The sequence below is a fragment of the Paenibacillus baekrokdamisoli genome (genome assembly GCF_003945345.1).
Classification (GTDB): domain Bacteria; phylum Bacillota; class Bacilli; order Paenibacillales; family Paenibacillaceae; genus Paenibacillus_Z; species Paenibacillus_Z baekrokdamisoli.
In genome coordinates this window covers 2,601,015-2,613,173 of sequence record NZ_AP019308.1, presented here as the reverse complement: position 1 = coordinate 2,613,173, position 12,159 = coordinate 2,601,015, and the positions used below count along the sequence as shown (strand labels likewise).

Here is a 12,159-nt window from a genome sequence, read left to right as displayed (position 1 = left end):
GGACAGGTTATGCTTCCTAAATTCAAAGGAGTGACAAAATAATGTTAGAAAAAACAGATCACTACCGGGAGCTGACTGTGAAGTCCGAGCCAATCTTCCAAGGTAAAATCATTTCCCTGCAGGTGGATACGATTCAGCTGCCTAATGGAGGAACCGCGACTAGAGAAATCATTCGTCATCCTGGCGCAGCAGCCGTACTGGCACTAATCGATGGCAAAATGCTAGTCGTCGAGCAATATCGCAAACCAATGGAAAAGTTCCAAATCGAAATTCCGGCTGGTAAGCTGGATGCAGGAGAAGACCCGATGGTAGCAGCGGGCCGTGAACTGGAGGAGGAAACAGGCTATCGAGCAGGAAAGCTTCGTCCAATTAGCGCGTTCTATACGTCGCCGGGCTTTGCCGATGAGAAGCTGTTTCTTTATGTGGCAGAGGATCTTGTCAAAGGAGACAGCCGCCCAGATGAGGATGAATTTCTGGCAGTAGAGGCCATCACCTTTGAAGAAGCGCAGCAATATATTCGAGAAGAACGTATAAGCGATGCGAAGACGATTCTTGCTGTATACGCTTGGCATATTTATCGCTTAACTGGAGAAATTTAGCTGGTGAAGGAGCAGGCATTGAACCGAGTATTTGCAGACCTTCATTTGCATATCGGGCGTACAGAGAAGGGCGAAGCAGTCAAAATTAGCGGAAGCCGGGATCTGACCTTTCGCAACATTGCTCATGAAGCCGCTGTACGCAAAGGAATTGGACTGCTTGGTATTATTGACTGCCATTCTCCAGGCGTTCAGGAAGATATTGCGAGACTTCTGGATTCCGGAGAGATGACGGAGATTGACGGCGGAGGCATTCGATACCAGAATACGACTATTCTTCTCGGGTCAGAGATTGAGGTGAGGGATGCTGGCTTCGGTCCTGCGCATCATCTCGTGTATATGCGTACATTTGCCGATATGCAGTTGTTTACCAAGTGGATGGCTTACCACATGCGTAATGTGCAGCTGAGTTCTCAGCGCATTTATGTACCTTCTCGTGTCCTTCAGGAGGAAGTAAAGGATCGCGGAGGTCTATTCATCCCAGCGCATATCTTTACCCCGCATAGAAGTGTATTTGGCAGCTGCTCGGATCATTTGGCAGACACGCTAGACCCGGATCTCATCGATGCTGTGGAGCTCGGTCTAAGTGCTGATAGTCGGATGGCAGGTTATATCCCGGAGCTAGACCATTTACCTTTTTTAACGAATTCGGATGCACATTCACTGGCCAAGATAGGCCGTGAATATAATGAGCTGCTTCTCGCTGAACCTTCCTTTGAAGAATTCAAGCTTGCCTTGAACGGTCATGAAGGAAGGGCAATCTCTGCTAATTATGGGCTCAATCCTGTACTGGGTAAATATCACCGGACATTCTGCTTGAATTGCGGCTCTCTTGCAGATGAAGGGGCTGCGGCAGTCAGATGTCCGATGTGCGGCAGCACAAAGCTAGTCCGAGGCGTAATGGATCGAATCGAACAGTTGGCCAATCGAGCGGGTAGAGAGCTTCCTTTCTTGCCCAATAATCGTCCTCGTTATGTCTATCAAGTGCCGCTTGAGTTTATTCCCGGCATTGGCAAACGTACGATGGATAAGCTGCTAGCACGTTTTGATACCGAGATGAATGTGCTGCATGATGCCAAGCAAGAGGATATTGCCAGCATTGTCGGAGAATCAGCAGCAGCTGTCATTACAGATGCTAGGGAAGGCATCCTTCAACTGCAAGCAGGTGGCGGCGGTAAATACGGTAAAATTAGATCTTTCTCTGCGGATTCTAACTAGAGCTCGTCATAGTTGTACAAGCGTGAACATAAACTTTACCATCTAGATATGGGGGAGTGTGCCATGCGTTCACCAATGCAGCAATCGCTTCTGAAGGATCAAATGACGCTCTATGTCTTTGTCTCCGTCCTGTTCGCCGTCGGGGTCGTTTTTGGAGCACTTCTTGTAAATGCATTAACACTGGGCCAACAGCAAGACTTGGTTGGTGATGTTCAGCTGTTCGTACAGCATGTTCAGGACGGCGTGCTTCAAGGAGGATCTCCAACCTTTTGGGAAAGAACATTATTCCATGCCAAATGGATCCTTCTTATTGGGGTGCTTGGCATGACGGTTGTAGGTATGCCGCTTGTACTTGTACTTGACTTCATGAAGGGTGTGCTGGTTGGATTCGCCATAGGAACACTTGTAAGTCAGCATGCTTGGAAGGGTCTGCTTTTCTCACTTGTATCCATCGCGCCGCCCAATATGATTATCGTTCCGGCTTTATTGATTGCCAGCGTTTCGTCTGTTTCCTTTTCGATCTATATTGTGAAGAACCGTTTTCTTAGTAGATATGGCTCACTTAGTCATCCATTCGTGGCTCATTCATCTACCGTGGTGCTCATGCTGCTTATCATTATTGGAGCTGCGATGATTGAATCATTTGTATCGCCACTGCTAATCAAGTGGGCAGCTCCGCTTATTGCTGGTGCTACCAATGAATTGTAATCATTCTAAATAGTTGACTTTCCTCGCAATGTGACCCTATAATGAAAGCAAACGTTTCCGGCGATTGGGCACGAGAGCGGTGTGCGAGGGGGGAAACCATGGAATCCCGGATTGATAAAATTAAGCAGCAGCTGCAATCGCAGGGGTACAAGCTAACTCCACAACGTGAAGCAACAGTACGTGTGCTTCTAGAGAATGAAGAGGATCATCTGAGTGCAGAGGATGTATTCATGCTCGTAAAGGATAAAGCACCTGAGATTGGTTTAGCAACGGTATACCGGACACTCGAACTTTTAAGCGAACTTCATGTAGTGGAGAAAATGAATTTCGGCGATGGTGTCGCACGTTATGATTTACGGACTGATAATAACAAACATCATCATCATCATCTCATTTGCGTACAATGTGGAACAATGAGCGAGATTTTGGAAGACTGGCTTGGACCTTTAGAAGAACGGCTTGAACAAGAATATGGTTTTTCCGTTATTGATCACCGACTTGATTTTCAAGGTATCTGCAGCAAATGTCGGGCAAAAAACGACCAACAACAACTCCCTAATGCGGCGTCCTCTCCGGAATGAGAGGTCATCCCGCTCTTAGGGAGTTTTTTAATATATAAGCAAAGTATAAGTTTCCTCTATACTTTGCTTATATTTCAGAAGGAAGAAACTTGCTTCGCCGCCAAGGACGGCGTAAGCCGTTTCTTCTTGATAGGAAATGATCGTTTTCATTCTTCAACACAGTAGCTAGCGATCTGCAGAAGACCTGCGCCTTGAGATCTCGGACCATAGCCGGTCAACCTGCTCGCTGTGGATTGGAGCCGACTCCTTACCTGTGTGGGCTTGAGATTCGGCTCTACGGCAAGCAGTAATGCGGCACCTCCAGCAACATGCGGACTTGCCATACTTGTGCCAGACAAAATTTTATAGCCGTTTCTGAGCCAGGTGGAGCGAATGTTGTTCCCAGGTGCAGATATACTGACGCCCCTGCCGCGACTGCTGTAAGGGGCTATTCTATTGCTTATGGTAGAAGCGGCGACGGCTATCGTCTCCGGAAAACTTGCTGGTTCATCAATTCCTCCGCTGTTTATTCCGCTGTTACCGGCAGATGCTACAATTACGATGCCTTTCCTGTGAGCACGCTTGACAGCTTCTCGAAGGGCTGCACTTTTCTCACCCTCTAAGCCTAGACTCATATTAATGACTGAAATTTTTCTCGCGATGCACCAGTTGATTCCTTTGATGATATCGGAAACGAATCCTTCTCCATTTGCATTGAGAGCTTTGATTGCGTAGAGCGCTGCTCTTGGGGCTGCTCCTGGAATTTGGCCTTTTGTACCTCGTGCGGCAGCAATGCCTGCGACATGTGTGCCATGACCATTATCATCAAGGAAGGAAGAACCATTAATGGTATTGATGCCTCCCGAGACGACAAGGTCAGGATGCTTCGCAATACCTGTATCAATGATGCCTATTTTCTTACTACTACCGCGAGTGATTGGCCAGACAAGAGGGGCCTGAACGCGCCTTATATTCCAGGTTACATTTACTAGACTTATTGTTTTTGGTGAAGGCAGGTGTACAAAGTTTTTCAACCAGGGCTTCGAGCCATGATCTTTTCTCGCACCGCTTGGCGCGGATAACATCCGAGTACGACCAACTGCTTTGGCGGGTCGACTCAGGGAGGTCGTAATGGGATGAGCGCGCATTTTGAAATCTGGCTCAACGTATTTAACGAATGGATGTTTCGTTAAAGATTGAATTGTGCTTATTCGGCGTTTATCCACATGGCAGCAGATCACACGGCTGTCGGGGATACTTTTTACAGGCGTAATGCCGTATTTGGATAGCTCTCGTAAACAACGCTTGTAATGTGACTGACGTTTCAAACCGATCAGCTTACGTGAAGAGCATGCAGATGCACGGCCCAACGTGCAATCTCGCAGCAATCGTTCCACCTTTGGCAAATCATTTCCTCCTAAGGCGCTTTACGAAGTAAAGCGCAGCATCGAAAGCATAAACTTGGCGCTTTACGAAGTAAAGCAGCATCGAAAGCATAAACTTGGCGCTTTACGAAGTAATGCAGCATCGAAAGCATAAGCTTGGCGCTTTGTTACATCTAGTGTATGTAGGCTGCCGCATACAGGCATGGGTAGATGCCGCATTCACACATAATTTATGAGAGTGCAGGAAAACGTATCGTCGAGGACTGTCAACCCGTCCTTCATTTGCATATGTAGGTATTGGGAAGGAAAACCTTATTCGCGATGAATTTAGGTAGCTTTTGGAGGACGGCCTAATTAGGGATCGTCAGAAGCTGAGCTGCACAATAACCTTGTAAAGGAAGATGTGTATGATAGTCGGTATACCGAAGGAAATAAAAGCTAGCGAATATCGGGTCTCATTGACTCCAGCCGGTGCTGGCATGCTGAAGGCTTCGGGTCATCAGGTATTAATCGAGCCTGGTGCAGGCGAGGGAAGCAGCTTTACGGACGAGGCCTATGAAGCGGAAGGTGCTACGATTGCCATTGATGCCAAGGACGTCTGGACCCGATCCGATATGATTATTAAAGTGAAAGAGCCGCTGCCGGAGGAGTTCGAGTATTTTCGTGAAGGCTTACTGCTGTTTACTTACTTGCATCTGGCTGCCGCACAGGATTTGACCAAAGCGCTTGTTGCTAAAGGTGTGTGTGCAATTGCTTATGAAACCATTCAAATGCCCAATGGAAGCTTGCCGCTGCTTACACCTATGAGTGAGGTGGCAGGGCGAATGGCGGTTCAGGTCGGATCACAGTTTCTGGAGGCATCTTATGGAGGACGAGGCATCCTACTTGGAGGTGTCCCAGGTGTTCCCCCCGCAGAAGTGATCATATTAGGTGGAGGAATCGTTGGCACCAATGCAGCTAGAATTGCGCTTGGCATGGGGGCGAGTGTCGTTATTCTCGAACGAAGCGCAGAACGAATGCGTGATATCGATGAGGTATTCAATGGTCGTATTCGAACGCTAATGTCCAATCCGTACAATATTGCCAATGCCGTCCGCAAGGCAGATTTACTTATAGGTGCTGTTCTTATTCCTGGTGCGCGCGCGCCGCATCTGGTGACCGAAGAAATGGTTAAGTCGATGAAAAAAGGCTCGGTTATCGTAGATGTAGCTGTTGATCAGGGTGGAACGATAGCAACCATTGATCGGGTAACGACCCATCAGAATCCTGTATATGAGAAGCATGGCGTTCTTCATTATGCTGTTGCCAACATGCCAGGAGCGGTGCCTCGTACCTCAACGTTTGCCTTGACGAATGTGACGATACCGTATGCACTTGAGCTTGCGGATAAGGGGTTTGAGCAAGCCATTTCTCAGAACCAGTCACTCCGTAAAGGTGTCAATACTTACAAGGGACAGGTCACACACTCTCAGGTTGCACAGGCGGTTGGGTTACCCTTTATAGAGCTTGAGACACTTTTGTGATACTTTGTACGGGGGCATTCTGAACGAAGACATGATTATGCCCTTTCACTCATAAGGTGTCATAGAGGACAACTGTTATAGGCAATCTATGCGGTATTGTTCTCCCCTTATGAAAGGAGTGTGGCGGCTATGGTCCTGTCTGCTCGCAAATGGTTTCGAATACTGTTCTTCATCCTGTTACTTAGCATTCTCACAATGGTCATGTATGGCAGCTGCCGATTTATTGCAACATGGATAGCGCCAAATGATCCCTACCGGATACCACAAGGCAAAGCGTTGAAGGTATTCAATCCAGAGATGCTGCATACAGATAACACGACATTCTCTGAACGGTTAAAACTTTTTTACTGGTACGGAGAGTAATGGGTGTTGCATACAAAGCGGCTGTTCCCTTTATGAGTGAATCATTCGACAAATAATGCACTGTTAGGCAGGAGAATGGAGTCTCCCTGTGGAATATATCCCTTATAGAGGCTGACTCAATCGGTAGGAAGACTTGGGAAAGGAACAACCCATGAAAGCTCATTTGCAAGCGTTTATTCAGTATTTACAAGACAGACGGAGACTTTCTTCCAATACGCTTTATTCTTATGAGCGGGATTTATCCTTTTTTCTCAAATATATGGACGAGCAGGGCATTAGTGAAGTCCGTGACGTTCAAAAGCATCATCTCTCTCGTTATATTCTTCAGCTTCGTCAGGATGGACGTGCGGTAGCAACGGTTTCACGCCATACGGTATCTATTCGTTCCTTTTTCCATTTCCTTTTAGAGGAACGACAGGTGCTTCAAGATCCAACTCTTCATCTAGAGACACCTAAACAGGAAAAAAGAGTGCCAAAGGTACTGACCGTCTGTGAAGTGGAGAAGCTGTTAGCGAGTCCTAGTACGGCAACGAACGCTGGAATTCGCGATCGAGCCATGCTGGAGGTTCTTTATGCGAGTGGAATTCGGGTATCTGAGCTTATTTCTTTGGATGTGAATCATATCAACCTGTCTATGGGTTTCTTACAATGCATGGGAACAGGGACTAAGGAACGTATCGTACCTCTAGGCGGAGTTGCTTGTGATACCTTACGAACTTATCTCTCAGAGGTGAGGGACAAGTTAGCTAAGGATGAGCGTGCTGGACAAGCCTTATTCCTTAATCAGCTGGGTACACGAATGACGAGGCAGGGCTTTTGGAAAATAATTAAGAAATATGCGGCTGAAGCGCAGATTGCGAGTGAAATTACGCCGCATACGATGAGGCACTCCTTCGCGACACACTTACTCGAGAATGGGGCGGACCTAAGGGCTGTGCAGGAAATGCTGGGTCATGCGGATATTTCCACAACTCAGGTGTATACGCAGGTGTCAAAGACTCGCATTATGGACGTGTACAATCAGGCTCATCCAAGAGCCAAAATAAAGTAAAAGTCGCGCGACGCTGCCTTCTCTTGAGCAGAATAATTTTTTTTAGGAGGAACAATCATGACTCAATTAAAAGCTTCTCATATTCAAGAGGCTGCGAAGTATATCGCTGGACGTATTACCACTAAACCTGAGGTTGGACTTATTCTCGGTTCAGGTCTTGGAATTCTCGGCGATTATCTGACGGATGGAGTAACGATTCCATATCACGAGATTCCTCATTTCCCCATTTCGACGGTTGAAGGCCATGCAGGAGAGTTAATGATTGGAACATTATCCGACCGCACAGTTGTTCTTATGCGTGGACGTTTTCATATGTATGAAGGTTACGGACCGGAATTAACCTCCTTTCCTGTTCGTGTAATGAAAGCAATTGGGGTGAGCAAGCTTATTGTCACCAATGCTGCTGGCGGAATTAATACGAATTTTGAACCGGGAGATCTGATGCTGATTAGCGATCATATTAATTTAACGGGCCGTAATCCGCTAATTGGTCCGAATGAAGATGAGCTCGGCGTTCGTTTCCCGGATATGTCGGAAGCTTACAGTGGCCGTTTACGTGAGCTAGCAAGGAACAAGGCTGAGGAACAAGGCTTTTCTGTTAAGGAAGGTGTCTATATTGGCGTTCTCGGTCCGTCCTATGAAACGCCTGCGGAAATTAGGATGATGAGGGGGATGGGGGCAGATGCCGTCGGTATGTCTACCGTTGCTGAAGTCATCGCTGCTCGACATTCCGACATCGAAGTTCTTGGTATTTCGTGTATTAGCAACATGGCTTCAGGTATATTGAATCAGCCGCTTTCTCATGTGGAAGTCATGGAAACGACGGAACGTGTCAAGCATCGATTCCTTGATCTTGTAAATGGCATTATTCCTTTGCTATAAGGAATTTGTCGTAACACAAATGTAATATTTGCCTCGACCGATTATGACATTTTTTGTTCGGTGATCGTCGTATAATGTCCGTGTTATATACAAAAAGAGGATAAAGTGAGGCTTACATGGACAATCAAACGTATCACCGAATGGAGCGACTTCGGGGCCAATTAGTGGCTGCGGCAATGCGGAAGCAAACCTTCCTGCATACCGAAGTGCTGCTGCTAAGTCAGACACTGGATCAGATTATAGTAAAAGTGCAGACAGAGAAATGCAAAGCAATCGATGCGTCTAAAGAGAATGAAGCAATGCCAACACGATGAATTTGAGAAGCTCATCGAATGCGCGCGGTCGATCTCATACATAAAAAGTAGAATGGCGCTGCTCTCTTTTCAGATGAGTTGTCATTTCTCATAAACGGCTATTGCGAAGGTGACATTCCCGGATATCAAATGTCAGCTTAAAGCTATGGCTGTTTTCTTTCGTGTTATGACGGTGGAAGCAATAGCGGATTTCGACCATTTCTCTTTTCTAGTGGGACCTCTTAAGGGGTGCAGCGGCTCGTAGAATAGATTAGGTAGTGATAGGAAGCCTCCTATTTGTCCAATAACTGGATAGTAGGAGGTTTTTTTGCGTCTATACAAGGCGAATTAGTGATTGAAGTATAGATTCTCTGTTTCTACTGGAATATTTTAACGCGTATCGGTCGACACTAAGAAAGAGATTTTAGCCAAACTGTGGTTACTCCATAGCTGCAGGCCATTTTCAGGAGGGGACCTTACGTATGAATCGCAAATGGAAGAATATGATCGTCTTATGCTGTGCTGCAATTGTATTGCTAGCTGTTCCTGCCGCCGCAATGGCGAAAGAGGGGGCAGCACCTGCTCCTTCAACCGCTCAGAGCGCATTAGCGCCATCTGCGCGTTCTGCCATTCTGATGGATGCTGATAGTGGAACGATTATTTACGAGAAAAACAGCCACGACCGGTTGCCACCCGCAAGCATCACGAAAATAATGACGATGCTGCTGATCATGGAAGCACTTGATGAAGGTAGAATCAAAATGACTGATAAAGTAGCAACGAGTGAATATGCCGCTTCAATGGGTGGGTCACAGATCTTCCTCGAGCCTGGTGAGCAAATGACCGTGGAAGAAATGCTCAAAGGTATTGCGATGGCATCAGGTAACGATGCATCAGTAGCGATGGCAGAGAAAATTGCCGGCACCGAAACTGAATTCGTGAGCATGATGAATAAACGGGCCGAGGAGCTTGGCTTAAAGAATACGCATTTCAACAATTGCAATGGTCTTCCAAGTGCGAATCATTATTCATCTGCGCATGATATTGCGGTGATGTCCCGTGAACTGCTGAAGCACAGCGAAATTACCAAATATACTGGCGTGTATCAAGATTACCTTCGCAAATCGAGCGAGAAGCCGTTCTGGCTGGTGAACACGAATAAGCTTGTACGGTTTTATTCGGGGGCAGACGGTCTCAAAACCGGCTTTACGGCGGAGGCCAAATTTTGCTTAACTGCGACGGCGCGTCGGGATAATTTGCGTATCATAGCCGTTGTCATGGGAGAGCCGAACACGAAGACTCGTAATGCGGAAGTATCCCAAATGTTTGATTTCTCGTTTGCTCAATATATGAACCATTCCATTTTCAAAAAAGACGAGGTTATGGGTACGGTTAACGTGGAGAAAGGTAATATTCCACAGATTGAATTAAAAGCGAAGCATTCGTACAGCGTCCTGCTCAAAAAAGGAAGTTCTGTGAAAGATATTCGTTATGAATTGAAGATTGATCCGTTAAAAGCACCTGTTACTGTTAATGCGCCAATCGGCAAGCTTATTGTCTATCAAGGCGATCAGGTGTTAACCGAGTTTTCTGTAGATGCACCCGTATCCGTCGATCGCGCGGGCTGGTGGACGCTGTTTAAACGCTCATGCGGAAGCTTATTTTCATAAGCTATACGGCGGCGAAATTTGCATAACAGTGCGTAATTTGTCTGCTCATAGCGCTCTGCTTCTAGTTTTGTCGTGAGGCAGGAAATAGAAGCAAGCTTGTAGAAATGCTTGTTCAACACCAAGAAGAGCCTTAGACCCGCAAAAACTTTTAGGAGTTGAACAACATTATGAGCTTGCAGGTTGAATTGGAGCATTACCGCAATGTGCTCATCGTCAGGCTTCGCGGCGAGTTGGATCATCATACGGCGGATGTTGTACGTATGAAGATGGAAGACGCGATTTTGCGCGGCACCGCGCTGCATGTCATTCTCAGCTTGAAGGAACTTCAGTTTATGGATAGTTCCGGTCTTGGCGTCGTTCTTGGTCGGTACAAGCAGCTCAAGGCTAAAGGTGGAAAAATGGTCGTGTGCGACGTGAATCAAAGCGTGTATCGACTATTTGAGTTATCGGGGTTGTTTAAAATATTGCCGATTCACGAGAACGAGCGATTGGCGCTCACAAGTCTGGAGGTCGTTTCATGAACGTAACGAATGAGATGACACTTTCATTTTCCGCCCGCTCGGAGAATGAAGCATTTGCACGTGTTGCCGTTGCTGCCTTCGTATCCCAGCTTGATCCGACTTTGGAGGAGCTGAACGATCTGAAGACCGTAATCTCCGAATCGGTTACGAATGCCATTATTCATGGCTACGACAATGACCCAAACGGGATGGTAACCATTCAAGCAATAATTACGGGGGATGTTGTCAAGCTGCTTGTCAAGGATAATGGTCACGGTATTGAGGACTTGGATTTGGCGCGTCAACCTCTCTATACATCCAAGCCAGAGCTGGAGCGTTCAGGGATGGGATTCACGATTATGGAGAATTTCATGGATGGATTTGACATCACAAGCGAACCAGGCATCGGGACATCCATCGCCATGACAAAGCGTATCGAATCGAAAAAAGCGCTTTTTAACTAAGCGCATAGGGGTTGGACCGCATGGAAGTCGATATGAAACAAACGGCGCAACCATTTTTGGACGATTCCGAAGTGAAACGATTGATCGCGCTTAGTCAATCCGGCGAAACGGTGGCTCGCGATACCCTCGTGCAGTGTAACATTCGGCTCGTCTGGTCCGTCGTACAGAGGTTTATGGGACGAGGCTACGAACCGGAAGATTTATTTCAAATCGGTTGTATTGGCCTGTTGAAATCGGTCGACAAATTTGATTTATCCTATGATGTGAAGTTCTCTACGTATGCGGTGCCAATGATAATCGGGGAAATTCAACGGTTCCTGCGAGATGATGGAACGCTTAAGGTAAGTCGTTCACTCAAGGAAACGGCAAATAAGGTTCGCAAAGCCAAGGATGAACTTTCTAAAGTGATGGGCAGGCTGCCAACGATTAAAGAGGTCGCGGAGATGCTTGGTATTACGCCTGAGGATGTTGTCTTCGCGCAGGAAGCGAATAAACCTCCGACCTCGATCCATGAGACCGTATTCGAGAATGACGGCGATCCGATTACATTGATGGATCAGATCGCTGACGAATCGCAGGATCGTTGGTTTGACAAGCTTGCATTAAATGAAGCCATTGGCGGGCTTTCAGAACGAGAGCGATTAATTGTATTCCTGCGCTATTACAGGGATCAGACGCAATCCGAAGTTGCTGCAAGGCTTGGCATTTCACAGGTGCAGGTATCGCGGCTTGAGAAAAAAATCTTACTTTCTATTCGCAATCAGATCGCTCAATAAACGCCGTAGCTATGTCATTTGTGGATGACTCTCTAACCGAAAAAAGACCAAATTGCCTGCAAACAGGCGATTTGGTTTTTTTTGTTTCTGCTGATCCGATTATCCTTCGCGTCCTTTAATCATACTAAAAGGGAAAGTCGTCTAATGTTCTCGAAAGATGGAAGGGGGCT

General features: G+C 46.7%; 14 protein-coding genes. 13 read left to right on the top strand and 1 reads right to left on the bottom strand.

Annotation, left to right across the window (positions count from 1 at the left end; genetic code table 11):
- Window positions 1-41: 41 nt before the first annotated feature.
- The 4 genes from EKN16_RS11795 to fur all read left to right on the top strand — a co-directional run bounded on the left by EKN16_RS11795 (window position 42) and on the right by fur (window position 3,103).
- Window positions 42-599 (top strand): NUDIX hydrolase, encoded by a 558-nt coding sequence (locus EKN16_RS11795; protein ID WP_125656971.1) that lies wholly within the window; start codon window positions 42-44, stop codon window positions 597-599.
- An 18-nt stretch (window positions 600-617) separates the two neighbouring features.
- Window positions 618-1,814 carry an endonuclease Q family protein gene (locus EKN16_RS11790; protein WP_125666157.1) on the top strand — a complete coding sequence of 399 codons (1,197 nt, stop codon included), beginning with the start codon at window positions 618-620 and terminating at the stop codon, window positions 1,812-1,814.
- A 63-nt stretch (window positions 1,815-1,877) separates the two neighbouring features.
- A complete protein-coding gene (gene spoIIM, locus EKN16_RS11785) occupies window positions 1,878-2,522 on the top strand; it encodes a stage II sporulation protein M (RefSeq protein ID WP_125656968.1) in 645 nt (214 codons plus the stop codon).
- Window positions 2,523-2,620: 98 nt separating this feature from the next.
- Window positions 2,621-3,103 (top strand): ferric iron uptake transcriptional regulator, encoded by a 483-nt coding sequence (gene fur / locus EKN16_RS11780; protein ID WP_125656965.1) that lies wholly within the window; start codon window positions 2,621-2,623, stop codon window positions 3,101-3,103.
- Window positions 3,104-3,249: 146 nt separating this feature from the next.
- Here the strand turns inward: fur and EKN16_RS11775 are convergent, their stop codons facing one another.
- Window positions 3,250-4,479, bottom strand: coding sequence for a S8 family peptidase (locus tag EKN16_RS11775; RefSeq protein ID WP_232016520.1), 1,230 nt, complete (start codon window positions 4,477-4,479; stop codon window positions 3,250-3,252).
- 395 nt (window positions 4,480-4,874) lie between these two features.
- Between EKN16_RS11775 and ald the strand changes: the two genes are divergently transcribed.
- The 9 genes from ald (at window position 4,875) to sigF (ending at window position 11,989) form a co-directional block, all read left to right on the top strand.
- Window positions 4,875-5,990 carry an alanine dehydrogenase gene (ald, locus tag EKN16_RS11770; RefSeq protein WP_125656959.1) on the top strand — a complete coding sequence of 372 codons (1,116 nt, stop codon included), beginning with the start codon at window positions 4,875-4,877 and terminating at the stop codon, window positions 5,988-5,990.
- A 129-nt stretch (window positions 5,991-6,119) separates the two neighbouring features.
- Entirely contained in the window at window positions 6,120-6,353 is a 234-nt protein-coding gene (locus EKN16_RS11765; RefSeq protein WP_183530712.1) for a DUF4227 family protein, read from the top strand.
- A gap of 151 nt (window positions 6,354-6,504) precedes the next feature.
- Entirely contained in the window at window positions 6,505-7,404 is a 900-nt protein-coding gene (xerD, locus tag EKN16_RS11760) for a site-specific tyrosine recombinase XerD (protein ID WP_125656953.1), read from the top strand.
- Between the two features lie 57 nt (window positions 7,405-7,461).
- Window positions 7,462-8,286 (top strand): purine-nucleoside phosphorylase, encoded by an 825-nt coding sequence (locus EKN16_RS11755; RefSeq protein WP_125656950.1) that lies wholly within the window; start codon window positions 7,462-7,464, stop codon window positions 8,284-8,286.
- 116 nt (window positions 8,287-8,402) lie between these two features.
- Window positions 8,403-8,600 carry an aspartyl-phosphate phosphatase Spo0E family protein gene (locus EKN16_RS11750; protein WP_125656948.1) on the top strand — a complete coding sequence of 66 codons (198 nt, stop codon included), beginning with the start codon at window positions 8,403-8,405 and terminating at the stop codon, window positions 8,598-8,600.
- 461 nt (window positions 8,601-9,061) lie between these two features.
- On the top strand, window positions 9,062-10,249 hold the full coding sequence (locus EKN16_RS11745) for a D-alanyl-D-alanine carboxypeptidase family protein (protein WP_125656945.1): 1,188 nt from the start codon (window positions 9,062-9,064) through the stop codon (window positions 10,247-10,249).
- Window positions 10,250-10,416: 167 nt separating this feature from the next.
- Window positions 10,417-10,770, top strand: coding sequence for an anti-sigma F factor antagonist (gene spoIIAA / locus EKN16_RS11740; protein WP_125656942.1), 354 nt, complete (start codon window positions 10,417-10,419; stop codon window positions 10,768-10,770).
- Window positions 10,767-11,213, top strand: a complete 447-nt coding sequence (gene spoIIAB / locus EKN16_RS11735) for an anti-sigma F factor (protein ID WP_125656939.1) — start codon at window positions 10,767-10,769, stop codon at window positions 11,211-11,213. The genes spoIIAA and spoIIAB overlap by 4 nt, the downstream gene beginning before the upstream one ends.
- A gap of 20 nt (window positions 11,214-11,233) precedes the next feature.
- Window positions 11,234-11,989, top strand: coding sequence for an RNA polymerase sporulation sigma factor SigF (gene sigF / locus EKN16_RS11730; RefSeq protein WP_125656936.1), 756 nt, complete (start codon window positions 11,234-11,236; stop codon window positions 11,987-11,989).
- Window positions 11,990-12,159: the final 170 nt, after the last annotated feature.

Excerpts from the sequence above, each read along its gene's own strand:
- EKN16_RS11795 (WP_125656971.1), top strand. The coding sequence starts at position 42 with ATGTTAGAAAAAACAGATCACTACCGGGAGCTGACTGTGAAGTCCGAG.
- spoIIM (WP_125656968.1), top strand. The coding sequence starts at position 1,878 with ATGCGTTCACCAATGCAGCAATCGCTTCTGAAGGATCAAATGACGCTC.
- fur (WP_125656965.1), top strand. The coding sequence starts at position 2,621 with ATGGAATCCCGGATTGATAAAATTAAGCAGCAGCTGCAATCGCAGGGG.
- ald (WP_125656959.1), top strand. The coding sequence starts at position 4,875 with ATGATAGTCGGTATACCGAAGGAAATAAAAGCTAGCGAATATCGGGTC.
- EKN16_RS11765 (WP_183530712.1), top strand. The coding sequence starts at position 6,120 with ATGGTCCTGTCTGCTCGCAAATGGTTTCGAATACTGTTCTTCATCCTG.
- xerD (WP_125656953.1), top strand. The coding sequence starts at position 6,505 with ATGAAAGCTCATTTGCAAGCGTTTATTCAGTATTTACAAGACAGACGG.
- EKN16_RS11755 (WP_125656950.1), top strand. The coding sequence starts at position 7,462 with ATGACTCAATTAAAAGCTTCTCATATTCAAGAGGCTGCGAAGTATATC.
- EKN16_RS11750 (WP_125656948.1), top strand. The coding sequence starts at position 8,403 with ATGGACAATCAAACGTATCACCGAATGGAGCGACTTCGGGGCCAATTA.
- EKN16_RS11745 (WP_125656945.1), top strand. The coding sequence starts at position 9,062 with ATGAATCGCAAATGGAAGAATATGATCGTCTTATGCTGTGCTGCAATT.
- spoIIAA (WP_125656942.1), top strand. The coding sequence starts at position 10,417 with ATGAGCTTGCAGGTTGAATTGGAGCATTACCGCAATGTGCTCATCGTC.
- spoIIAB (WP_125656939.1), top strand. The coding sequence starts at position 10,767 with ATGAACGTAACGAATGAGATGACACTTTCATTTTCCGCCCGCTCGGAG.
- sigF (WP_125656936.1), top strand. The coding sequence starts at position 11,234 with ATGGAAGTCGATATGAAACAAACGGCGCAACCATTTTTGGACGATTCC.